This is a genomic window from Rhodovulum visakhapatnamense, from assembly GCF_004365965.1.
GTDB classification, from domain to species: Bacteria; Pseudomonadota; Alphaproteobacteria; order Rhodobacterales; family Rhodobacteraceae; genus Rhodovulum; species Rhodovulum visakhapatnamense.
Genome location: NZ_SOEB01000004.1, coordinates 99,013 through 120,198 on the forward strand (window position 1 = coordinate 99,013; position 21,186 = coordinate 120,198).

General features: G+C 67.7%; 20 protein-coding genes, 1 tRNA gene and 1 pseudogene. 12 read left to right on the forward strand and 10 right to left on the reverse strand.

The genetic code is table 11. The features are described 5' to 3' along the window. Positions 1 to 125: 125 nt before the first annotated feature. The 4 genes from leuS to EV657_RS05015 are packed head-to-tail and all read left to right on the forward strand — an operon-like array spanning position 126 to position 5,092. The gene (gene leuS / locus EV657_RS05000; RefSeq protein WP_134077315.1) at positions 126 to 2,936 is read left to right on the forward strand and encodes a leucine--tRNA ligase; all 2,811 of its coding nucleotides are present in this window, start codon (positions 126 to 128) and stop codon (positions 2,934 to 2,936) included. Continuing rightward, the gene (lptE, locus tag EV657_RS05005; protein WP_134077316.1) at positions 2,923 to 3,426 is read left to right on the forward strand and encodes an LPS assembly lipoprotein LptE; all 504 of its coding nucleotides are present in this window, start codon (positions 2,923 to 2,925) and stop codon (positions 3,424 to 3,426) included. The genes leuS and lptE overlap by 14 nt, the downstream gene beginning before the upstream one ends. After that, entirely contained in the window at positions 3,423 to 4,451 is a 1,029-nt protein-coding gene (holA, locus tag EV657_RS05010; protein WP_113669500.1) for a DNA polymerase III subunit delta, read from the forward strand. Before lptE ends, holA begins: the two co-directional genes overlap by 4 nt. A 53-nt stretch (positions 4,452 to 4,504) precedes the next feature. Beyond that, positions 4,505 to 5,092: a glutathione S-transferase family protein gene (locus tag EV657_RS05015; RefSeq protein WP_134077317.1), complete on the forward strand. Its 588-nt coding sequence runs from the start codon at positions 4,505 to 4,507 to the stop codon at positions 5,090 to 5,092. Between the two features lie 4 nt (positions 5,093 to 5,096). Here EV657_RS05015 and EV657_RS05020 read toward each other — a convergent pair whose 3' ends face one another. The 5 genes from EV657_RS05020 to EV657_RS05040 form a co-directional block, all read right to left on the reverse strand. Next, on the reverse strand, positions 5,097 to 6,326 hold the full coding sequence (locus tag EV657_RS05020) for a TIGR03862 family flavoprotein (RefSeq protein ID WP_134077318.1): 1,230 nt from the start codon (positions 6,324 to 6,326) through the stop codon (positions 5,097 to 5,099). A gap of 182 nt (positions 6,327 to 6,508) precedes the next feature. Then, positions 6,509 to 6,584, reverse strand: a tRNA-Thr gene (locus EV657_RS05025). A 54-nt stretch (positions 6,585 to 6,638) separates the two neighbouring features. After that, complete coding sequence (locus tag EV657_RS05030; RefSeq protein WP_134077319.1) at positions 6,639 to 8,036, reverse strand: heme biosynthesis protein HemY; 1,398 nt, start codon at positions 8,034 to 8,036, stop codon at positions 6,639 to 6,641. A 13-nt stretch (positions 8,037 to 8,049) separates the two neighbouring features. Next, on the reverse strand, positions 8,050 to 9,285 hold the full coding sequence (locus EV657_RS05035) for a COG4223 family protein (RefSeq protein ID WP_113669496.1): 1,236 nt from the start codon (positions 9,283 to 9,285) through the stop codon (positions 8,050 to 8,052). A gap of 81 nt (positions 9,286 to 9,366) precedes the next feature. Continuing rightward, positions 9,367 to 10,089 carry a uroporphyrinogen-III synthase gene (locus tag EV657_RS05040; protein ID WP_113669495.1) on the reverse strand — a complete coding sequence of 241 codons (723 nt, stop codon included), beginning with the start codon at positions 10,087 to 10,089 and terminating at the stop codon, positions 9,367 to 9,369. Between the two features lie 78 nt (positions 10,090 to 10,167). Here EV657_RS05040 and tsaD point away from each other — a divergent pair, with 78 nt between their 5' ends. Genes tsaD through EV657_RS05060 form a run of 4 tightly spaced genes read left to right on the forward strand, consistent with a single transcriptional unit; the run spans position 10,168 to position 12,903 of the window. Next, the gene (gene tsaD, locus EV657_RS05045) at positions 10,168 to 11,253 is read left to right on the forward strand and encodes a tRNA (adenosine(37)-N6)-threonylcarbamoyltransferase complex transferase subunit TsaD (RefSeq protein ID WP_134077320.1); all 1,086 of its coding nucleotides are present in this window, start codon (positions 10,168 to 10,170) and stop codon (positions 11,251 to 11,253) included. Further along, positions 11,250 to 12,215 (forward strand): NAD(P)H-dependent glycerol-3-phosphate dehydrogenase, encoded by a 966-nt coding sequence (locus EV657_RS05050; RefSeq protein WP_075784108.1) that lies wholly within the window; start codon positions 11,250 to 11,252, stop codon positions 12,213 to 12,215. Before tsaD ends, EV657_RS05050 begins: the two co-directional genes overlap by 4 nt. A 2-nt stretch (positions 12,216 to 12,217) precedes the next feature. Continuing rightward, positions 12,218 to 12,490, forward strand: coding sequence for a YciI family protein (locus tag EV657_RS05055; protein ID WP_113669493.1), 273 nt, complete (start codon positions 12,218 to 12,220; stop codon positions 12,488 to 12,490). Then, positions 12,490 to 12,903 carry an EVE domain-containing protein gene (locus tag EV657_RS05060; RefSeq protein WP_134077321.1) on the forward strand — a complete coding sequence of 138 codons (414 nt, stop codon included), beginning with the start codon at positions 12,490 to 12,492 and terminating at the stop codon, positions 12,901 to 12,903. The genes EV657_RS05055 and EV657_RS05060 overlap by 1 nt, the downstream gene beginning before the upstream one ends. Positions 12,904 to 12,918: 15 nt before the next feature. Here EV657_RS05060 and EV657_RS05065 read toward each other — a convergent pair whose 3' ends face one another. Together EV657_RS05065 and EV657_RS05070 are read right to left on the reverse strand one after the other, a co-directional pair. Further along, on the reverse strand, positions 12,919 to 13,779 hold the full coding sequence (locus tag EV657_RS05065; protein ID WP_134077322.1) for an MBL fold metallo-hydrolase: 861 nt from the start codon (positions 13,777 to 13,779) through the stop codon (positions 12,919 to 12,921). A gap of 336 nt (positions 13,780 to 14,115) precedes the next feature. After that, positions 14,116 to 14,457: a DUF2853 family protein gene (locus EV657_RS05070; protein WP_075784112.1), complete on the reverse strand. Its 342-nt coding sequence runs from the start codon at positions 14,455 to 14,457 to the stop codon at positions 14,116 to 14,118. Positions 14,458 to 14,632: 175 nt separating this feature from the next. Here EV657_RS05070 and trpB point away from each other — a divergent pair, with 175 nt between their 5' ends. Beyond that, the gene (gene trpB, locus EV657_RS05075; RefSeq protein WP_134077323.1) at positions 14,633 to 15,835 is read left to right on the forward strand and encodes a tryptophan synthase subunit beta; all 1,203 of its coding nucleotides are present in this window, start codon (positions 14,633 to 14,635) and stop codon (positions 15,833 to 15,835) included. A gap of 80 nt (positions 15,836 to 15,915) precedes the next feature. Here trpB and ahcY read toward each other — a convergent pair whose 3' ends face one another. Continuing rightward, positions 15,916 to 17,310 (reverse strand): adenosylhomocysteinase, encoded by a 1,395-nt coding sequence (gene ahcY, locus EV657_RS05080; RefSeq protein ID WP_075784113.1) that lies wholly within the window; start codon positions 17,308 to 17,310, stop codon positions 15,916 to 15,918. Between the two features lie 138 nt (positions 17,311 to 17,448). On the opposite strand from ahcY, the gene EV657_RS05085 reads away from it, so the two are divergent. Then, positions 17,449 to 18,012, forward strand: coding sequence for an HD domain-containing protein (locus EV657_RS05085; protein WP_243837487.1), 564 nt, complete (start codon positions 17,449 to 17,451; stop codon positions 18,010 to 18,012). After that, positions 18,009 to 18,203: pseudogene (locus EV657_RS22655) on the forward strand (hypothetical protein); the annotation flags it as partial. The gene EV657_RS05085 and the pseudogene EV657_RS22655, both read left to right, overlap by 4 nt. 52 nt (positions 18,204 to 18,255) lie before the next feature. On the opposite strand, the gene EV657_RS05095 reads toward EV657_RS22655, so the two are convergent. Together EV657_RS05095 and EV657_RS05100 are read right to left on the reverse strand one after the other, a co-directional pair. Next, positions 18,256 to 18,807 carry an ActR/PrrA/RegA family redox response regulator transcription factor gene (locus tag EV657_RS05095; protein ID WP_075784115.1) on the reverse strand — a complete coding sequence of 184 codons (552 nt, stop codon included), beginning with the start codon at positions 18,805 to 18,807 and terminating at the stop codon, positions 18,256 to 18,258. Between the two features lie 79 nt (positions 18,808 to 18,886). Beyond that, positions 18,887 to 19,522 (reverse strand): SCO family protein, encoded by a 636-nt coding sequence (locus EV657_RS05100; RefSeq protein WP_134077325.1) that lies wholly within the window; start codon positions 19,520 to 19,522, stop codon positions 18,887 to 18,889. A 97-nt stretch (positions 19,523 to 19,619) separates the two neighbouring features. Between EV657_RS05100 and regB the strand changes: the two genes are divergently transcribed. Continuing rightward, entirely contained in the window at positions 19,620 to 21,014 is a 1,395-nt protein-coding gene (gene regB / locus EV657_RS05105) for a sensor histidine kinase RegB (protein WP_075784117.1), read from the forward strand. Positions 21,015 to 21,186: the final 172 nt, after the last annotated feature.

Here is a 21,186-nt window from a genome sequence, read left to right on the forward strand (position 1 = left end):
GGACATGCGGGCTTGATACGGCCACGTGGCGCAGGCGGCTCTGGACGCCTTGCGCCTGCGCGACTATTGACATCGCCGTACCCCGCACCGACCGCCCGCAAACGAAGCACCGAGGACCGCAAGACATGGCGCGCTACACCCCAGCCGAGATCGAGCCGAAATGGCAATCCGCATGGGAGGCGGGCGGCACCTTCGCCGCCACCCGCGACGAAGCCCGGCCGAAATACTACGTGCTCGAGATGTTCCCCTACCCCTCGGGGCGCATCCACATGGGCCATGTGCGCAACTACACGATGGGCGACGTGGTCGCGCGCTACAAGATGTCCTGCGGGTTCAGCGTGTTGCACCCGATGGGCTGGGACGCCTTCGGGATGCCCGCCGAGAACGCCGCGATGGAGCGGGGCGGCCATCCCAAGGACTGGACCTATGGCAACATCGCCGACATGCGCGCGCAGATGAAGCCGCTGGGCCTCAGCATCGACTGGTCGCGCGAATTCGCCACCTGCGATCCCGAATATTACGGCCAGCAGCAGGCGATGTTCATCGACATGCTGGGCGCGGGGCTGGTCTATCGCAAGAACGCGACCGTGAACTGGGACCCGGTCGACATGACCGTTCTGGCCAACGAGCAGGTGATCGAGGGCAAGGGCTGGCGGTCGGGCGCGCCGGTGGAACGGCGCGAGCTGACGCAATGGTTCTTCAAGATCTCGGATTTCGCCGAGGAGCTGCTGGAGGCGCTGGACGGGCTCGACAACTGGCCCGAGAAGGTCAAGCTGATGCAGCGCAACTGGATCGGCCGCAGCCGCGGGTTGCAGATGGGCTTCGATCTGGTCGACGCGCCTTCGGGCTTCGACCGGGTCGAGGTCTATACCACCCGGCCCGACACGCTGATGGGGGCAAGCTTTCTGGGCATCTCGCCCGATCACCCGCTGGCCAAGGCGCTGGAGGCCGAGAACCCCGAGGTCGCTTCCTTCTGCGCCGAGTGCCGCCGCATGGGCACCTCGGAAGAAGAGCTGGAAAAGGCCGAGAAGAAGGGCTTCGACACCGGGCTGACCGTGCGCCATCCCTTTGACGAGACGTGGGAACTGCCGGTCTACATCGCCAACTTCATCCTGATGGATTACGGCACCGGCGCCATCTTCGGCTGCCCGGCGCATGACCAGCGCGACCTCGATTTCGCGCGGAAATACGGTCTTCCGGTGATCGACACCTTCGTGGCGCTGGACGGCGGCACGCCGGTCGGCACCGAGGCTTTCGTACCGGCGAAGCCCGAAAGGGTCCGCTGGCTGAAAGCCTTTGCCTGGGACGAGATCGCCAGCGGCGAAGAGGCCATCGAGGCCGCGATTCGCCATTGCGAAGGGAAAGGCATCGGCCAGGGCGTGACCAAGTTCCGCCTGCGCGACTGGGGCCTGTCGCGGCAACGCTACTGGGGCTGCCCGATTCCGGTGGTGCATTGCCCCGAGTGCGGCGTGGTGCCCGAGAAGAAGGAAAACCTGCCGGTCCGCCTGCCCGACGACGTGACCTTCGACCAGCCCGGCAACCCGCTGGACCGGCACCCGACCTGGCGGGACTGTGCCTGCCCGAGCTGCGGCAAGCCCGCGAAGCGCGAAACCGACACGATGGATACTTTCGTCGATTCGTCCTGGTATTTCGCGCGCTTCACGGCACCCCACGCGGCCACCCCGACCAAGATGGCCGAGGCCGACTACTGGATGAATGTCGACCAGTATATCGGCGGGATCGAACATGCGATCCTGCACCTGCTTTATTCGCGCTTCTTCGCCCGGGCGATGCAGATCACCGGCCATCTGCCGAAAAAGGCAATCGAGCCCTTCGATGCGCTGTTCACCCAGGGCATGGTGACGCACGAGATCTATGAGGTCAGAGAAGCTTTTCAGGGGCAAGAATATATTGGCATGACACAGCCCCAGCCAGCTGATCATCCCGTTCACACCTTCCGCTCTCGCTATTTTCTTCCTGAAGAGGTGATTGCTTTTGACCTAAAGGGTGATGTTCTCGAAGAGTTTCGAGGCTCCTTTCCTCTAGGTCGCGTAGCCGTTCCACGGCAACTCTTTGAAGAGCGCTACCCTAATTCGACGTCCCAAGAAGATCTCGAAGAGTTCTTTCGGGAACTAGACCCTCGCCTGCGTATTAGGGCGGTCCCCTCGGCCAAGATGTCGAAATCGAAGAAGAACGTCGTCGACCCGGTCAACATCATCCAGGCCTTCGGGGCGGATACCGCGCGCTGGTTCGTGCTGTCCGACAGCCCGCCCGAACGCGACGTCGAATGGACGGCGGCGGGCGCCGAGGCGGCGTTCCGGCATCTGGGCCGGGTCTGGCGCATTGCCGAAGGCCTTGTCGAAGAGATGAACGGCGGCGGCATCGCGGCCTATGAGGAAGAGGCGCCGGCAGCCGCGTCAGCCGATGCGAACGGCCCGGGCGCGGCCGAAAGGGGGGGAGACGACCTGGCCCTCCGCCGCGCCCTGCACAAAACCATCCACGATGTGACAATGGGTATCGAAAGTTTCGGCTTCAATACCTCGGTGGCAAAACTTTACGCCTTTACCAATACCCTGGCCAAATCCACGGCCTCCCTTGCCGCGCGACGAGAGGCCGCGACGGTCATGGCGCAGCTGATGGCGCCGATGACCCCGCACCTGGCCGAAGAGGTCTGGGAGGCGCTGGGCAATCCCGGGCTGGCGGCCGAGGCGCCCTGGCCCAAGGCCGATCCGGCGATGCTGGTCGAGGATACGGTGACGCTGCCGATCCAGATCAACGGCAAGCGCCGGTCCGAGATCCAGGTGGCCAGGGACATGCCCAAGGAAGAGGTTGAAAAGCTGGTGCTCGCCGACGATGCTGTGATCAAGGCGCTGAATGGCGGCGCCCCGAAGAAGCTGATCGTCGTCCCGGGCCGCATCGTCAATGTCGTCGTCTGACCGCCGCGCCTTTCTCGTATCCGGGCTGACCGCCGCGGGGCTCGCCCTGGCGGGCTGCGGCTTTCGTCCGGTCTACGGGCCCGGCGGCCCGGCCGACGGGCTGCGCGGCAGGATCGCGGTCGATGCGCCCGACTCGGTGGTGGGCTTCCTGCTGGTCGAAGAGCTCGAGACCCGGCTTGGCCGGGCCGAGGCGCCCCGCTGGCGGCTGGCCTACAGCATCGACACCGAAAGCGAAGGCCTCGGCGTCACCGCCGAGCAGGACACCACCCGCTACAACATCACCGGGCGGGTCGGCTTCCAGCTGCGCGATCTCGACAGCGGGCAGGTGGTGCAATCGGGCGAGGTCGCGTCCTTCACCGCCTATTCGGCGACCGGCAGCACGGTCGCGACCCGCGCCGCCGAGCGGGACGCCTACCGGCGGCTGATGGTCATTCTCGCCGATGAAGTGGTGACGCGGCTTCTCGCTACCTCCGGCACCTGGGCGCAATGAAGCTTTCCCCACGGGAGGCCACGGGGTATTTCGCCCGGCCCGAGCCGGATCGCGCGGGGCTTCTGATCTATGGCAATGACGCGATGCGCGTGGCGCTGAAGCGCCAGCAGGTGATCGCCGCCCTTCTGGGCCCGAATGCCGAGGAAGAGATGCGGCTCACCCGGCTGTCCGCCGCCGACCTGCGCGCCGACCCGGCGGCGCTGACCGATGCGGTCAAGGCGCGCGGCTTCTTTCCCGGGCCTCGCGTGGTCTTCCTGGACGAGGCGACCGATGCGCTGGCCGACCGGATCCTCGGGGCGCTGGCCGACTGGCAGAAGGGCGACGCGCAGATCGTGCTGACCGCGCGCCAACTGCCACCGAAATCGGCGCTTCGGAAAGCGTTCGAAGCCCATCCCGAGGCCTATGCCATCGGCATCTACGACGACCCGCCCGGCCGCCCCGAGATCGAGGCGATGCTGGCCGAAGCCGGGCTGGGGACGGTCGACCGCGCGGCGATGGGGACGCTTCTCGATCTGGCCACCGCGCTCGATCCCGGCGATTTCCGCCAGACCGTCGAGAAGGTCGCGCTTTACAAGCTGAACGATCCCGCGCCGCTGACGCCCGAGGACGTGGCCGCCTGTGCGCCGCGTTCGACCGAGGCCGAGGCCGATGCTCTGATCCATGCGGTGGCCGAGGCGAAGACCGCCGAGATCGGCCCGCTGCTGCGCCGGTTGCAGGCGCAGGGGATGGCGCCGGTCACGCTTTGCATCGCCGCGACCCGGCATTTCCGCCAGTTGCACGCCGCCGCCGCCGATCCCGACGGCGCAGCCTCGGGCATCAACCGGCTGCGCCCGCCGGTCCATTTCAAGGCGCGCGACCGGATGGTGCGGCAGGCGCAGGGCTGGGGCATGCACCGGCTGGAACAGGCGCTGGGGCTGCTGCTTGACACCGACCTGCAGCTCCGTTCGTCCCAGCGCGCCCCGCAGATGGCCCTGATCGAACGCAGCCTCGTCAAGCTGGCGGTTCTGGCGTCGCGGCGCGCTTGACCGCGCCGCGATTTGCTGGAACCCCTGAGGAACGTGCCAAGGGGGATGTGGCGATGTATCGGGTCATTGGCAGCGGCAACAGTCGCGCACGGCGGGTGCTGTGGCTGATGGAGGAACTGGGGCTCGACTACGAGCATGTGCCCGCGCTGCCCCGGTCCGAGGATGTGGTGGCGCTCAATCCCGCGGGCAAGGTGCCGGTGCTGATCGCCGACGGGGTGCCGATCCTCGATTCGACCGCGATTTTGACCTTTCTGGCCGACCGGCACGGGCAGATGACGCAGCAGGCGGGCACCATCGAGCGCGCCATTCAGGACAGCATGACTCAGTTCCTGCTGGACGAATTCGACTCGGCGCTGTGGATGGCGGCGCGGCACAGTTTCGTGCTGCCCGAAGAGCTGCGGCAATCGGCGATCAAGGACAGCCTGAAATGGGAATTCACCCGCAGCCAGGAAGTGCTGGTCGGGCGCATGGGCCCCGGGCCGTTCCTGCTGGGTCCCGAGATGACCGTGCCGGACATCATCCTGACCCATTGCGGCGACTGGGCCGAGGCCGCGCATTTCCCGATCACCCAGCCCCGGCTGGCCGAGTATCTGGCCCGGATGCGCACCCGCCCCGCCTACCGGCGCGCCCAGGCCGCCTGAGGGCTCAGCGCGCCAGCCGCCGCGCGGCCGCCTGCCCGGCCCAGCGGCCGGTCGCCAGGCAAGCGGTCAGCAGATAGCCGCCGGTCGGCGCCTCCCAGTCCAGCATCTCTCCGGCCGCGAAGGTCCCAGGCCGCGCGGTCAGCATCAGGTCGGGATCGAGCGCCTCCCACATCAGCCCGCCCGCGGTCGAGATCGCCTCGTCGATCGGGCGCGGCCCGGCATGGGCGATGGGCAGCGCCTTGATCCGCGCCGCCAGTGCGGGCCCTTCGGGCAGCGGGCGGCCGAATTCCATCAGCAGCGCCAGCCGCGCCGGGTCGAGCCCCAGCGCCTTGCGCAGATGGTTCGAAAGGCTCGCCTTGCCGCGTGGCCGCGACAGCCGGTCCGCCACCCAGTCGGGCGTCCGGTCAGGCAGCAGGTCGGCGACCAGCGGCGCCCCGTCGCGCAGCGGCCGGGACAGCGCATAGATGCCCCCGCCCTCGAGCCCGCGCGCCGAGATCACGAACTCGCCCCGGTGCCAGGGCCCGGCGCCGGCCCGCAGCGCCACGCCCTTGACCGGCAGCCCGAAATGGCGGGCCATCGGCCCCGACCAGTCGACCTTGAGCTCGACATTGGCGGGCGCGAAGGGCGCCAGCGGCAACCCTGCCTGTGCAAGCGGCCCGGCCCAGGCCCCGGTCGACCCCAACCTGGCCCAACTCGCCCCGCCGAAGGCCAGGATCGTGACCCCGGCCGCCATCCGACGCGGCCCCTCGGGCGTCTCGAAGACCGAGGCGTCGCCGTCCCAGCCGCCCCAGTGCCAGCGCCGCCGGAGCTGCGCCCCCTGTCCCGCGAGCCGCCCGAGCCAGGCCCGCAGGAGCGGGGAGGCCTTCATCGCGGTCGGAAAGACCCGGCCGGTGCTGCCCGCAAAGACCGGCTGGCCCAGCCCCTCGGCCCAGCGACAGACCTCGCCCGGGCCGAACGCCTCAAGCATAGGCCGAAGCCGCGGCGCGGCCTCGGCATAGGCCGCCAGAAAGGGCTCGAACGGTTCAGCCCTGGTCAGGTTCAATCCCGATTTTCCCGCCATCAGGAACTTGCGGGCGGGCGCGGCCAGTGCCTCGGCGATGACGACCGGCACGCCCGCCGCGCCCAGCGCCTCGGCCGCCATCAGGCCCGCCGGACCCGCGCCCACCACCAGCGCGGGAAGCCTTTCGGCCGCCTGCTCCGGCGCAGCCTCCTGCATTCCTGCCCTGTCGCTCATGGCCGCGCCTCCGTTCCGCTTGGCCGCGCGGCACAATGCCCGGCGGCCTCTGCATCCTCTGCCTCGGGAACCTCGAAGCAGCAAGGCCGAGCGGTTCCCCTGGACGGGGCAATTCACGGCGCGAGCGCGAAAACGAAAAGAGGGTCGGCGGGACCAAACCTGCCGACCCTCTTTGCGATCAGTGGTGCCGGTGAAGGGACTCGAACCCCCGACCCCATCATTACGAATGACGTGCTCTACCAGCTGAGCTACACCGGCACTGTGGCGGGGTCTTTAGCACCCTCGCGGGAGGGTGTGTAGACCCTTTTTGTCCTACTCCACCGACTTTTCCAGACCGCCGCCGACCAGCAGCGGCAGCATGTCCGACGCCCCGGCCAGCGCCGCCTGGTTCGCGGGCGCGGGCTTCCAGGCCAGCGTGTCGAACCCGCCGCAATGGCCGCAGACCGGCGCCCAGGCCGGCTGGACCGTGGCGCAGCTGTCGCAAACCCATTGCGGGCCGCGCGGAGCGCCCAGCGCCTTGGCCAGGAAGCCGCGCACGACCTCGTCGTCAGAGCCCAGACCGCGCTCGATCGCCGCCATCAGGGTCAGCGCGCGCACCGTCGGCGCGGTGTCGGCCAGATCGCCCAGCGCCTTGCGGGCGGCCGGGAAATCCTCGGCGGCGATGGCCAGTTCGGCCGTCAGCATCCGGGTTTCGGGATCGTCGGGCCGAACATCGGTCAGCTGGCCGAAACGCAAAATCCGGTCCTGCGGGGTCTCGTCGGGCACCAGTTCGGCGAAGGCCGCGGCGATGTCGGGATGGGGCTGAGCCTCCCAGGCGCGGCGCAGCACCCGCACCGCCTGCTTTTCGCGGCCCTGCGCGTGATAGGCCCGGGCCGCCATCACCGCGGCGGGCACCAGGTCGGGCGACAGCTTGTTGGCCTCGATCGACAGGTCGCGGGCGCGCGGCTCGTCGCCATCGACCATCAGATCGCGCGCCTCGCAAACCGCCAGCACCGCATCGCGGCGCCGGTGCAGGTCGCGCGGGATATTGCCGTGCCGGAGTTTCGCGTTCAGCGTCTTGCGCGCGCCCTTCCAGTCTTCGGCATTGGCCTGCAATTGCAACAGCGTGGTCTGGGTCTCGGCATGGCGCGGCTTCAGCACGAAGGCCTTTTCCGCCAGCTTGATCGCGGTTTCCGTGTCGCCCTCGGCAAGCTTCTGTTTCATCAGCCCGCGCACGCCCACGAAACGGGTGCGGTCGTCGCCCAGAAGCTTCTTGTAGATGTCGCGGGCCCGGCCCTTGTCGCCCAGCATCTCGGCCGCCTGGGCCGACAGCAGGTTGGTCAGGTCCGGCCGGCGCAGAAAGCGTTCGGCCTTGGCGGCGTTCGACATCGCCAGCCGCGCCTCGCCCGAAGCGAGTGCCAGCATGCCGTCGGCCAGCGCCTGAAACCCGCGACGCTCGCGCGAGCGGCTGAAATAGCGGCTGATCGCGGTTTCGTCGCCGTTCAGGAAGCGCACCAGCGCCACCAGGAACCCGGCGACGCGCAGCAGCAGCCAGACGCCGACCACGGTCAGCAGCGCCAGGATCACCGCCTGCAGCGGGCCCAGCACGAATTCCATGTCCGCGACCGCGACCCTGAGGCCCGGTCCCGTCTCCATCAGGATGCCGGCCCCATAGGCAAGCGCGGCGACGAGGATCACGAAGAAGAGGATCTTGAGAAGGGACCAGAGCATGTTTCGCGCGTCCTCAGTTGCTGTTCAGCGTTTGCTCGAGGCTCTGCGCGGCCTCCACGGCATTGGCGCGGGCACGGGCGGCACCGATCCAGTCCGACATCTCGGCCTTGGCCTCGGCATCAAGCCCGTCGAGTTCGGACAGCGCCGTTCCCAGATCGTCCTTGCGCAGCGCCGCCTCGGCCCGCGACAGGATCGCGTCGGCATCGTCGCCCTCCTTGGGCGTCAGCGAGCGCACGCCCAGCTGGCTGCGCACGAAGGCCTTGAACCTGTCCCCGACACCGCCCGCGGCCTGCTCCTTGAGCGAGGTTTCAAGCGCGGCCCGGGCCGCCGCCGGAAATTCTGATTGCAGCTCGGGCAGGGTGGCGACGCCGCTGTCGGCCACCGCCGTCAGTGCCTCGGGCACCTCGATCGACCCGAACTGGCCCAGCGCGGGCGCAAAGGGCGAGCCGTCGGCCAGCGCCGCGTCGATCCGCATCAGGGCACCGCGCGCCTCGACCTGGGCGGCCCGGTCCATCGCCGCGCCGATATCGGCCTCGGCCTTCTCGGCCACCTGCTGCACAGAGGCGCTGAGCTCGGCATTCTGCTCGCGCATCTGCGCAATCTGATCCTCATAGGCCTTGAGCGCGGCCGCCGCCTCGCCGCTGGCCGCTGCGGCCGGAGAATTGGCAAGCTCGGTCACGCGCGCGTCGATCCCGGCGACCTGCTCGGCGATCTTGCCGATCTCGGTCTGAAGCGCGTCGATCTGCCCGGCCAGCGCCTCGCTGCCGCCGCCCGCAGACAGGCCGTTCAGCGCGGTCTCGATCCGGTCGAGCCGGTCGCCATTGGCGGTCAGGGCCGCCATGCCCGTCTCGCCCAGCCCGGCGCTGGTGCCCGGGAAGGACCAGCCCTCGGGCTGGATATATTGCGCGGTGACGAAGCCGATGCCCGCGGCCAGAATGCCGCCCAGAACCGGGGAAACCGCTCCGATCAGGCCCGGCTTGGACGGAGCAGGGGCCGGTCCAGCGGCCGGGGCCTCGGGTTCCGGTGTCGTTTCGATTGGCTTTTCTTCCGGCGCCTCGTCCTGAACGGGCGCGGCCTCGGAGGGCGCGTCGGCGCGCTCGGGGCTGTCGGCGACCGGCTCGTCCGCCTCATCGCGGTCGCGCGCCGTGCGGATGGCCGCTTCCAGCCGGCCTTCGCCGGGCTCCTGTCCGCCTTCGGGATGCGACGGCTTGGTATCCAGGGAATCGGTTTCGTCTTCGGTTTTAGCCACGGGAACCCGCCTTTCGATTCGCTTCGTCTCAGACCGCGCGTCGCGCACCGCCTCACACATTAAAGACTCGCCGTTACGGCCTCAAGGCACCCCCACGGCGCCCATTACCGCAGCCAGACCGTCCATCATCGCCGGGCCGTCGGGCCGGTCGGCCTCGATCAGGGCCACCGGGTCCGGCCCGTCCCAGGAGGCCGTGACCGCGGCACTCATGCTCACCAGAGCCAGACGCCCCCCCGATCCGCGCAGCCGCTCGGCCACCAACCGGGCCGAGCGGGGCGAGAAAAGCGGCAGCAGGACCAGCGGCGCGGCCTCGATCTCGGCCAGGATCCCGGGCGGGAAGGGCAGGGCCTCCTGCGCGTAGACGATGCGTTCCTCGGTGGGGATGCCGATGGCACTGAGCGCCTCGGCCAGCTCGACCCGGGCATGTTCGCCGCGCAGGTGCAAAAGCCGCCCCTTCGGCGGCCGCGCGGTGAAATGCGCGATCATCGAGGCCGCGGTGCCCTCGGCCGCGGTGGCGCGGAACCCGGCGGCGCGGGCGGCATCGGCGGTGCGCTCGCCCACGCAATAGGCGGGCAGGCTCCGGTCGCCATTGACGGCCGCAAGCGCGGCGACCCCGTTCTCGGACGTGAACAGCACCCCCGCGAAACCGTCGAGCAAGACCGGATCGGTGCGCGGCACGATGTCAAGCACCGGCGCCGTGCGGATCGCGATGCCTGTGCCGAACCTCTGAACGAACGCGTCGGCAAAGCGGTCCGACTGGGCCCGGGGCCGGGTCATGAGAAGCAGCGGCGGATGCTGGGGCAAGGCGTACCTCCTCGCGGGATTGTGCCTGTGGTCCCCGTGGTGTTACCTGCCGACCGACGGGTACGCAACGGCAGAGCCATGGCCGACACACTGACGATCCTGGGGCTGGAGAGCAGCTGCGACGATACGGCCGCCGCCCTGGTGCGCCTGCGCGCGGGCGAAAGGCCGGAAATTCTGGCCTCGGTGGTCGAGGGCCAGACCGCGCTGCACGCGGCCTATGGCGGCGTGGTGCCCGAGATTGCCGCCCGCGCCCATGCCGAACGGCTGGATCTTTGCGTCGAACGCGCAATGGCCGAGGCCGGTCTGGGGTTCGGCGATCTCGACGCGGTGGCGGTCACCGCGGGGCCGGGGCTGATCGGCGGGGTCCTCTCGGGGGTGATGGTCGCCAAGGGGATCGCCGCCGCGACCGGGCTGCCGCTGGTCGGCGTCAACCATCTGGCCGGGCACGCGCTGACGCCCAGGCTGACCGACGGGCTGGACTTTCCCTATCTGATGCTGCTGGCTTCGGGCGGGCATTGCCAGTTCCTGGCGGTGTCGGGTCCCGAGGAGTTTGCCCGGATCGGCGGCACCATCGACGACGCGCCGGGCGAGGCCTTCGACAAGACCGCCAAGCTGCTGGCGCTGCCCCAGCCCGGCGGCCCTGCAGTCGAGCGCACCGCCGAAACCGGCGATCCGGCGCGCTTTGCCTTTCCGCGGCCTCTGATGGACCGGCCAGGCTGCGACATGTCGTTTTCAGGGCTGAAGACCGCGCTGCTGCGCGCCCGGGACCGGATCGTCGCCGAAAAGGGCGGGATCACGGTGCAGGACCGCGCCGATCTCTGCGCCGGGTTTCAGGCCGCGGTGCGCGACGTGCTGGCCGGCAAGGCCGCCCGGGCACTGGCCGCCTGTCCCGAGGCGACCGCGCTGGCCGTCGCGGGCGGGGTCGCGGCGAACCGCGCGATCCGGGCCGCGCTGGAGGATCTGGCCGACAGGGCCGGGCTGCCCTTCGTGGCGCCGCCGCTGTCGCTTTGCACCGACAATGCCGCGATGATCGCCTGGGCCGGGCTTGAACGCTTTCGCCTCGGTGCCCGCGACGACATGGCGCTGGCCGCCCGGCCGCGCTGGCCGCTTGACAAAAGAAGCCCCGCGCTGATCGGGGCCGGCAAGAAAGGAGCCAAGGCATGACAAGGATCGGAATCGCGGGGGCAGGGGCCTTCGGCACGGCGCTGGGCGTCGTGCTGGCGCAATCCGGGCGCAAGGCGACCATCTGGGCGCATGAGGCCGCCTTTGCCGAAGAGATCCGCAGCCGCAACGAAAACCCGCGCCTGCCGGGGGTTCAGCTGCCTGAAAACGTTTCTGTCTCGGCCCGGATCGCGGATATCGCCGAGTGCGACCTGATCCTGCTGACGACGCCGATGCAGGTGCTGTCAAGCGTTCTCGACACTTACGGGCCGGTGCTGAAGGCCCGGCACATGGTCGCCTGCTGCAAGGGCGTCGATCTGGCCACCGGGCGGGGACCGAGCGCGATCATCGCCGAAACCTGCCCCGAGGTGGTCCCGGCCGTGCTGACGGGCCCCAGCTTTGCCGCCGACATCGCCCGCGGGCTGCCGACCGCGCTGACGCTGGCCTGCGCCGATCCCGAGGCGGGCCTCGCGTTGCAGGAACGGCTGTCGACGCCGACGCTCAGGCTGTACCGCAGCACCGATACCGTGGGCGCCGAGCTGGGCGGCGCGCTGAAGAACGTGATGGCCATCGCCGCGGGCATCGTCATCGGCACCGGGCTTGGCGAAAGCGCGCGGGCCGCGCTGATCACCCGGGGCTTCGCCGAAATGCAGCGCTTTGCCCAAAGCTATGGCGCCGAGCCCGAGACGCTGGCCGGGCTGTCGGGCTTCGGCGATCTGGTGCTGACCTGCACCTCGCAGCAGTCGCGCAATTTCGGCTATGGCGTGGCGCTGGGGCAGAACGCCTGGTTCGACCCCGATGTGACCGTCGAGGGCGCGGCCACCGCCCGCGCCGTCGCCGCCATCGCCAAGGCGCGCGGCATCGACATGCCGGTGACCCAAAGCGTCGCCCAGGTCATCGACGGCCGCCGCAGCATCGAAGAGGCGGTCAAGATCCTGCTGAGCCGCCCCCTGAAGGAGGAATGACCATGTATTTCGCGCTGATCTGCCGGGACAAGCCCGGCCATCTGGAGATCCGCAAGGCCAATCGCGAGGCGCATCTGGCCTATGTCGCCGAGACCGGCGTCGTGGCGCAGGCCGGGCCCTTCCTCGACGACGCGGGCGACATGTGCGGGTCGCTGGTGATCCTCGATGTCGCGGACAAGGCGGCGGCCGAGGCCTGGGCCACGAACGATCCCTATGCCGGGGCGGGCCTGTTCGAAAGCGTCTCTGTGCAGGCCTGGAAGAAGGTCGTCGGCTGATGGCCTTCTGGCTGTTCAAATCCGAGCCCAACACCTGGAGTTGGGACGATCAGGTCGCGAAAGGCGCGACCGGCGAGGAATGGGACGGCGTGCGCAACTATCAGGCCCGCAACACCATGCGGGCCATGAAGATCGGCGATCGGGGCTTCTTCTACCATTCGCTCAGCGAAAAGGCCGTGGTCGGCATCGTCGAGGTGATCGCCGAGGCCCATCCCGACAGCAAGGCCGACGATCCGCGCTGGGACTGCGTCGACATCAAGGCGGTCGCGCCCTTGCCCCGGCCCGTCACGCTGGACATGTGCAAGGCCGAGCCGCGGCTGGCCGACATGGTCCTGGTCAACAATTCGCGCCTTTCGGTGCAGCCGGTGACCGACGAGGAATGGCGGATCGTCTGCGAGATGGGCGGGCTTTGACCGCCCGCCCGCTGCTCAGAACCGGTTCAGCGGGATCTTGAGATAGGACCGCCCGTCATCCTCGGGCTCGGGCAGGCGGCCGCCGCGCAGGTTGACCTGCAACGCGGCCAGCATCCGGTCTGGCAAGGAAAGGGTCGCATCGCGCGCCTGCCGGGTCTTCAGAAAGTCCTCGCGCGTCGCGCCGTCGAGATGCACGTTCCGGCGCTGCTCGGCCACCGTCGCCATCGGCTGAACCGCCGCGCCCTCGTCGGGATAATCATGGCCGATGAACAGCCGCGTCTCGTCCGGAAGCGACAAGAGCCGCCCGAGCGAGTCGTAGAGGACCGAGGCGCTGCCGCCCGGAAAATCCGCCCGCGCGGTCCCGGCACCCGGCCGCAGGAAGGTATCGGCCACGAAGGCAGCATCGCCCACGAGATAGCTGACCGAGGCCAGCGTATGGCCCGGCGTCGTCAGCACCCGCAGCGTCATCTGCCCAAGCGCGATCTCGTCGCCCTCGCGAAACAGCCGGTCCCAGTCGCGGCCATCGGCGGGGAAAGCCTCGGGCAGGTTGTAAAGATCGCGCCAGAGCGCCTGCACCTCGGTCACCCGCGCGCCGATGCCCCGCCGCGCGCCCAGCGCGTAGCCGAGGTAATGCGCCGCCGAGAAATGGTCGGCATGGGGATGGGTATCGAGCACCCAGCCGATCCTCAGCCCCTCGGACCGGACATGGTCGAGAATCCTGTCGGCATTGGCGGTCGTGACGCGAGCCTCGGCCGGATCGAAATCGAGAACCGGGTCGATCACGACGCCCTCGCGGGTGGCGGGGTCGTGGACCACGTATTGCAGGCTGCCTGTGGCCTCATCGTGGAACGATGTCACTACGGGCGAAGCTTTCATGGGAAATTCTCCGGTCGTTTAAGCGTCCGGGGGATCGATATCCCCCAAGACGAGAACAACCGGCATGGCGGACAGTTCCGCCAGAGGCGATGCGGCAGAGCCGGAGCGGGAGGTTATGAATGGAGGGTTCCGCAAGTGCAGAACCCTCCATCACCCCACGTGCACCCTAGCGCACCACACGTGAATTCTATGAGGGCCCTGCCATCCTGGCGGGCATGAATTGACCATACGCCGACCACGTCCTTTGCACAAACCCAATGTCCCTGGCATTTTATACGACTTGCTGGAAACAGTTCCGGGACAGGGCGGACTCTGTTGCGGTTCGTCCGGCGGGAACTAGCCGTAAATGTGTTCCTTCCCGAATTGCAGGACCAGCATGTAGTACAGCACGGCACGGTACTTGTGCGGGTTCGAGACGCCATAGGTCTCGATCGCGGCCTGGATCGCCTCGTCCAGATCGGGGCCGTCGGGCAGGCCCAGCTTGCGGATCAGGAAATTGCGGCGCACGGTCTCGATCTCGCCCGGCTGGGTGGCCGCCACGACCTCGGCATCGGCATCGTAGATCGCCGGGCCGCAGCCGATGGTGACCTTGGTCAGCAGATCCATGTCGGGCTCCATCCCGTATCTTGTCCTGAGATCCTGCGCGTATTTCTCGATCAGCTGATCGCGCTTTCCCATCTTTCCTCCTCCTTTGTCCTGAGGCCTCCTCTCCGGGATCGAGCCTAGGCGCCCCGGACCGTCGGGCAAGGAAAATCCGGGCCCCGCGCCGCCCGATGTGTCGCTTTCGCGTCTTGAGACCGGCGGGCGCAGGGTGTCAGATCGCGCCCGGGCCTGGACAGAGGGAAAAAACGACGTGACCTACCTGAAGACCACACCGACGCGCGACGGCTTTTTCGGCAGCTATGGCGGCGCCACACTGCCGCCGCCGCTGGAGCCGCATTTCGGCGAGATCCGCGAGGCCTATGACCGGATCTCGAAATCGGCCGATTTCATCCGCGAGCTGCGCTATATCCGCACCCATTTCCAGGGGCGGCCGACGCCGGTCTCGTACCTGAGGAACCTCAGCGATCTTTGCGGTGGTGCGCAGATCTATGCCAAGCGCGAGGATCTGAACCATACCGGCGCACACAAGCTGAACCATTGCATGGCCGAGGGCCTGCTGGCCAAGTTCATGGGCAAGACCAAGCTGATGGCCGAAACCGGCGCGGGCCAGCATGGCGTGGCGCTGGCCACCGCCGCGGCCTATTTCGGCATGGAGTGCGAAATCCACATGGGCGAGATCGACATCGCCAAGGAGGCGCCCAATGTCACCCGGATGAAGCTTCTGGGGGCCGAGGTGGTGCCGGTGGGTTTTGGCGGTCGCTCGCTGAAAGAGGCCGTGGACAGCTGTTTCCAAAGCTATATCGCCCAGGCCGATCACGCGCTTTTCGCCATCGGGTCGGTGGTGGGGCCGCATCCCTTCCCGATGATGGTGCGCAACTTCCAGCATGTGGTGGGGGTCGAGGCGCGCGAACAGTTCCTGGACATGACCGGCGAGCTGCCCGACATGGTCGCGGCCTGCGTCGGCGGCGGGTCGAACGCGATGGGGATCTTCTCGGGCTTCATCGAGGATGACGTGGCGCTTTACGGGGTCGAGCCCGCGGGCACCTCGTCCAACCTGGGCGATCACGCCGCCTCCATAGCCTTTGGTGAGGATGGCGACATCCACGGGTTCCGCACCATCGTGCTGAAGGACGAGAATGGCGAACCGGCACCGGTGCACACCGTGGCCTCGGGGCTGGACTATCCCGGGGTCGGGCCGGAGCACGCGCATCTGCACCGCAGCGGACGGGTCACCTACACCACCGCCAACGATGCCGAGGCGCTGAAAGCCTTCTTCGAGCTGTCGCGCCGCGAAGGCATCATTCCCGCGCTGGAAAGCGCCCATGCGGTGGCCTTCGCGATGCGCGAGGCCAAGGCGCATCCCGGCAAGTCGATCCTCGTGAACCTGTCGGGGCGCGGCGACAAGGATATCGACTATGTGACCGAAACCTTCGGCTTCGGCGAGGCTCTCTGAGCCGCTCGGCCGAACCTGCATAAAGCAAGGCGCCGCCCGGAAATCCGGACGGCGCCAGCCTCGCGCACGACGCGCGCAGATCAGTAGCGGTAATGCTCGGGCTTGAAGGGGCCTTCGGGCGTCACGCCGATATAGGCGGCCTGCTCGGGCGACAGGGTCGACAGCTTGACGCCGATCTTGGCAAGATGCAGCCGGGCGACCTTTTCATCCAGATGCTTGGGCAGGATGTAGACTCCGGGCGGATAGTCCCCCTCCTTGGTGAACAGCTCGATCTGCGCCAGCACCTGGTTGGTGAAGGAGGCAGACATCACGAAGGACGGGTGACCGGTGGCATTGCCGAGGTTCAGCAGGCGGCCTTCGGACAGCAGGATGATGCGGGCGCCCGAGGGCATCTCGATCATGTCCACCTGGTCCTTGATGTTGGTCCATTTGTGGTTCTTCAGCGCGGCCACCTGAATTTCATTGTCGAAGTGGCCGATATTGCCGACGATGGCCATGTCCTTCATCTCGCGCATATGCTCAATGCGGATCACGTCCTTGTTGCCGGTCGTGGTGATGAAGATGTCGGCCGAGGCGACCACGTCTTCCAGCACGACCACCTCGAAGCCGTCCATGGCGGCCTGCAGCGCGCAGATCGGGTCGACCTCGGTCACCTTCACCCGGGCGCCGGCACCGCGAAGCGACGCGGCCGAGCCCTTGCCGACATCGCCATAGCCGCAGACCACGGCGACCTTGCCCGCCATCATCACGTCGGTGGCGCGGCGGATGCCGTCGACCAGGCTTTCCTTGCAGCCGTACTTGTTGTCGAATTTCGACTTGGTCACGCTGTCGTTCACGTTGAAGGCCGGGAAGGGCAGCAGGCCGTTCTTGTGCAGATCATAAAGCCGGTGCACGCCGGTCGTGGTCTCTTCCGAGACGCCCTTGATCGCGTCGCGCTGTTTCGTGAACCAGCCGGGGGTTTCGGCCAGCCGCTTGCGGATCTGGGCGAACAGCGCCTCTTCCTCTTCCGAGGTCGGCACGGCGATCAGGTCGTCTTCGCCATTCTCGACCCGCGCGCCCAGCAGCACGTAAAGCGTGGCGTCGCCGCCATCGTCGAGGATCATGTTGGCCGTGCCCTCGGCGAACTGGAAGATCTTGTCGGTATAGGCCCAGTAATCGGGCAGCGTCTCGCCCTTGATGGCGAAGACCGGCACCCCGGCCTCGGCGATCGCGGCGGCGGCATGGTCCTGGGTCGAGAAGATGTTGCACGACGCCCAGCGCACATCGGCGCCGAGCGCGACCAGCGTCTCGATCAGAACGGCGGTCTGCACCGTCATGTGCAGCGACCCGGCGATGCGCGCGCCCTTCAGCGGCTTGGCCTCACCGTATTCCTCGCGGAGCGCCATCAGGCCGGGCATTTCGGTTTCGGCGATGTCCAGTTCCTTGCGACCGAACCCGGCCAGCGCGATGTCCTTGACGATGTAGTCCGGCGCCATGGCGCAACTCTCCTCGTAATTGTCGGCTCGAACGGCACATACCATCACGCGCATGGCTCGACAATGCGGCTGCGCCGTGGCAATCGGGCGGCCCAAGGGAAACGGATCGCTATGAAACAAGCGCGCGCATGGCAGAGAATGCTGTCGGGACGCAGGCTCGACCTGCTGGACCCGACGCCGTTCGATATCGAGATCGAGGACATCGCCCATGGCCTTGCCTTCGTGGCGCGCTGGAACGGCCAGACCCGCGGCGACTATCCCTATTCGGTGGCCGAACATTCCCTTCTGGTCGAGGAAATCTACGGCCGGATGCAGCCCGAGGCGCCGGTCCGCTGGCGGCTGGCTGCACTGCTGCACGATGCGCCCGAATACGTGATCGGCGACATGATCTCGCCGGTGAAAGCCGCCGTAGGCCCAAGCTATGGCGAGCTTGACAAGCGGCTGGCCTCGGCGATCCATATCCGCTTCGGTCTGCCCGCGGCGGTGCCCGAGCGGACCAAGAAGGCGATCAAGCGGGCCGACAGCCTGTCGGCCTGGCTTGAGGCGACCCAGATTGCCGGGTTCGACGCGATCGAGGCGAACCGGTTCTTCGGTCGCCCCCGACCCGAGTTGATCGAGGGGCTCGAGATCCGGTTGCGCCCGCCGGTCGAGGTACGCGCGGCCTATACCGCGCGTCATGCCGAGCTGATGGCGCGTCTATAACGCGACCGCCCGATGGGGCGGCGACGCGTGCCGGGTACGGGCTGTCGATCCAGCCGATCACCCCGGTCGAGGACGATCTGGCCGCAGGCAGGCAGTCCGCGCTGTTCGATCAGGACTGGCAGCGGATCGGCCATCACATCGTGACCCGGCCGGGGCAGCATTCCCCGCGGCTGCGCGCCTTCATCGACTGGTTGCGGCAGGCCTCACGTCAGGATCTGAGGCCTGCCCGGATCAGGTGCGGTCTTACCGCGGGCTGCGCTTGGCCAGGATCCGCTGCAACGTCCGGCGGTGCATGTTCAGCCGACGCGCGGTTTCCGAGACGTTTCGGTCGCATTGCTCGTAGACCCGCTGGATATGCTCCCAGCGCACGCGGTCGGCCGACATCGGGTTGTCGGGCGGCGGCGGCAGCGCCTCGCCATTCGACAGAAGTGCTGCGGTGACGTCATTGGCGTCGGCGGGCTTCGACAGATAGTCGGTCGCGCCGATCTTGACCGCGGCGACGGCGGTGGCGATGGCGCCATAGCCGGTCAGCACCACGATCTTGGCATCGGGACGCTTTTCACGCAGGGTTTCGACCACGTCGAGCCCGCTGCCATCCTCCAGGCGCAGGTCGACCACGGCATAGGCCGGGGGGCGCGCCGAGGCGATGGCCTTTCCGGCAGCGACCGTCTCGGCCATTTCGGGCTGGAACCCCCTCTTTTCCATTGCCCGCGCGAGACGCCGGAGAAACGGTTCGTCGTCGTCAACGATCAACAGCGACGGGTCGTCCCCGATTTCATACTCCTGCTCAGCCATGCGACACCCTCCTGGTGAGCGTAATATTCCGGACGTTCTAGAATGTTAACGGGGCAGGGTCAATTTAACTCGTTCCCGCTCAGGGCTTTCCCGCGCCGTTGTCGACAAGGCAGGCCACCCGCGCGGCCATGTCTTCGGGCGTGGTGTCGCGATCGAACACCTCGACCACGCCCGCGCCGGGAAAGGCGAGGTAGGTGAAGGTCGAATGGTCGATCAGGTAATAGGGGTCCTCGGGGTCGCGGATCCGAAAGAAGGTGCGGTAGGCGCGGCTGGCCCCCTGCACCTGGTCGGGCGTGCCGGTCAGCGCCAGCATCCGCGGATGCATCATCGAGGCGAAGGCCGCCAGGGCCTCGGGCGTGTCGCGGGCCGGATCGACCGAGATGAAGACCGGACGCACCTGATACCCCTGCCGTTCCAGAAGATCGACGGCATCGGCATTGCGGGCATTGTCGAACGGGCAGACATCGGGGCAGAAGGTGTAGCCGAAATAGATCAGCGTCGGGCCGTCGATCACATCGGTTTCTGTCCGTGCGGCGCCGGTCTGGTCGGTCAGGGTAAAGGGTCCGCCCAGTTCGGACAGACCGGACCGGGAGCCACCGCTGCGGCAGGCGGCAAACCGGTCCTCGGGCGCCCAGGGCCCCCAGATGAACAGCGCAGGCACCGCGACCGCCGCCAGAAGCGCAAGGGCCGCGCCTGCCAGTATGTACCGTCTCATCCGCGCCTCCGCCGCCATCCGACACCCGATGTGCTTCCCACATTGATCGCCCCTCGTGCCGCGATTAACAAGGGGACAGCCTGAACCTGGGGGTCCGATGTCCGATATTGCAACCGGCCTGCTGCCGCCAACCGAGCGCAGCAACTGGATCCGCCTGCGGACCCTGATCCTTCTGCGATGGGCGGCCATCGCGGGACAGGTCGTCGCCATCGCGGTGGCCATCCTCTATTTCCAGATCCAGCTCGATCTGGGGCTGTGCCTGCTGGTGATCGGCGCCAGCGTCCTGGCCAATGTGATCGCGGTGGCGATCTATCCCGAAAACCGGCGCCTGTCGGAAAACGAGGCGATGCTTACGCTGCTGTTCGACGTGGTGCAGCTGTCGGCGCTTCTGTTCCTGACCGGCGGGCTCAACAACCCCTTCGCGCTGATGCTGCTGACGCCGGTCACCATCTCGGCGACGGCGCTGGGGCGGATGTCGACGCTGTTCATCGCCCATACCGCCTTCGCGCTGATCACGCTGATGACCTTCTATCATGTGCCTCTGGTCGATGCCGCGGGAGAGATCCAGGAATTGCCCCATCTGTTCCTGTTCGGCTTCTGGGCCGCGCTGGTGATCGGGATTTCCTTCCTGGGGCTTTACGCCGACCGCGTGACCTCGGAGATGAACAATATGTCGGACGCGCTGCTGGCGACCCAGATGGCGCTGGCCCGCGAACAGAAGCTGACCGATCTGGGCGGCGTGGTCGCCGCCGCAGCGCATGAGCTGGGCACACCGCTGGCGACGATCAAGCTGATCAGTTCGGAACTGCTGGACGAGGTCGAGGACAAGCCCGGCCTGCGCGAGGACATCGAGACGCTGCGCGAGCAGGCCGACCGCTGCCGCGACATCCTGCGGTCGATGGGACGGGCGGGCAAGGACGACCTGCATATGCATACCGCGCCGCTGAAGGCGGTGATCGACGAGGCGGCCGAGCCGCATCTGGATCGCGGAAAGGAGATCGTCTTCAGCTTCGAGCCGATCCATGGCGGCAGCCCGCGGATGCCGGTGATCTACCGCCGCCCCGAGGTGATCCACGGGCTGAGAAACCTGATCCAGAACGCCGTCGATTTCGCCGAAAGCCGGGTCTGGGTCGTGGCGCAATGGACCCAGGACGAAATCAGCGTCCGGATCATGGATGACGGGCCGGGATATCCGTCGCACCTGCTGGGCCGCATCGGCGACCCGTTCGTGCGGATGCGCAAAAGCTCCGAACATCAGAAGAAGCGGCCGGAATACGAAGGCATGGGACTTGGGCTATTCATCGCCAAGACGCTGCTGGAACGCTCGGGCGCCACGCTGAGCTTTGCCAACGGGCGCGACCCGATGCTGACCTCGGAACGGTCCGATCAGCGCGGCGCGGTGGTCGAGGTCGAATGGTCCGCCTCCAAGATCGGCGTCAGTGCCGAGGCGCAACTGGCGGCTCTGGGCGAGAACACCCCGATCGAGGCCTGAGACCGCCCCGGATCAATCACCACACGCATACGTTGAGTTAACTGGAATTTAACCAAGATGACGTTTTACTGAACAGACTGACCGAAGGAGCCTCGCCCGCACCATGGATATCGACTTGACCTCTGCGCTGGTTCTTGCGGGCGTATCCCTGATCAGCGCGTTGGTGGCGGTA

Excerpts from the sequence above, each read along its gene's own strand:
- EV657_RS05050 (WP_075784108.1), top strand. The coding sequence starts at position 11,250 with ATGACAAGGATCGGAATCGCGGGGGCAGGGGCCTTCGGCACGGCGCTG.
- EV657_RS05070 (WP_075784112.1), bottom strand. The coding sequence starts at position 14,457 with ATGGGAAAGCGCGATCAGCTGATCGAGAAATACGCGCAGGATCTCAGG.
- regB (WP_075784117.1), top strand. The coding sequence starts at position 19,620 with ATGTCCGATATTGCAACCGGCCTGCTGCCGCCAACCGAGCGCAGCAAC.
- holA (WP_113669500.1), top strand. The coding sequence starts at position 3,423 with ATGAAGCTTTCCCCACGGGAGGCCACGGGGTATTTCGCCCGGCCCGAG.
- ahcY (WP_075784113.1), bottom strand. The coding sequence starts at position 17,310 with ATGGCGCCGGACTACATCGTCAAGGACATCGCGCTGGCCGGGTTCGGT.
- EV657_RS05055 (WP_113669493.1), top strand. The coding sequence starts at position 12,218 with ATGTATTTCGCGCTGATCTGCCGGGACAAGCCCGGCCATCTGGAGATC.
- EV657_RS05020 (WP_134077318.1), bottom strand. The coding sequence starts at position 6,326 with ATGAGCGACAGGGCAGGAATGCAGGAGGCTGCGCCGGAGCAGGCGGCC.
- EV657_RS05060 (WP_134077321.1), top strand. The coding sequence starts at position 12,490 with ATGGCCTTCTGGCTGTTCAAATCCGAGCCCAACACCTGGAGTTGGGAC.
- EV657_RS05100 (WP_134077325.1), bottom strand. The coding sequence starts at position 19,522 with ATGAGACGGTACATACTGGCAGGCGCGGCCCTTGCGCTTCTGGCGGCG.
- lptE (WP_134077316.1), top strand. The coding sequence starts at position 2,923 with ATGTCGTCGTCTGACCGCCGCGCCTTTCTCGTATCCGGGCTGACCGCC.
- EV657_RS05030 (WP_134077319.1), bottom strand. The coding sequence starts at position 8,036 with ATGCTCTGGTCCCTTCTCAAGATCCTCTTCTTCGTGATCCTCGTCGCC.
- EV657_RS05065 (WP_134077322.1), bottom strand. The coding sequence starts at position 13,779 with ATGAAAGCTTCGCCCGTAGTGACATCGTTCCACGATGAGGCCACAGGC.
- EV657_RS05015 (WP_134077317.1), top strand. The coding sequence starts at position 4,505 with ATGTATCGGGTCATTGGCAGCGGCAACAGTCGCGCACGGCGGGTGCTG.
- EV657_RS05085 (WP_243837487.1), top strand. The coding sequence starts at position 17,449 with ATGCTGTCGGGACGCAGGCTCGACCTGCTGGACCCGACGCCGTTCGAT.
- leuS (WP_134077315.1), top strand. The coding sequence starts at position 126 with ATGGCGCGCTACACCCCAGCCGAGATCGAGCCGAAATGGCAATCCGCA.
- tsaD (WP_134077320.1), top strand. The coding sequence starts at position 10,168 with ATGGCCGACACACTGACGATCCTGGGGCTGGAGAGCAGCTGCGACGAT.
- EV657_RS05095 (WP_075784115.1), bottom strand. The coding sequence starts at position 18,807 with ATGGCTGAGCAGGAGTATGAAATCGGGGACGACCCGTCGCTGTTGATC.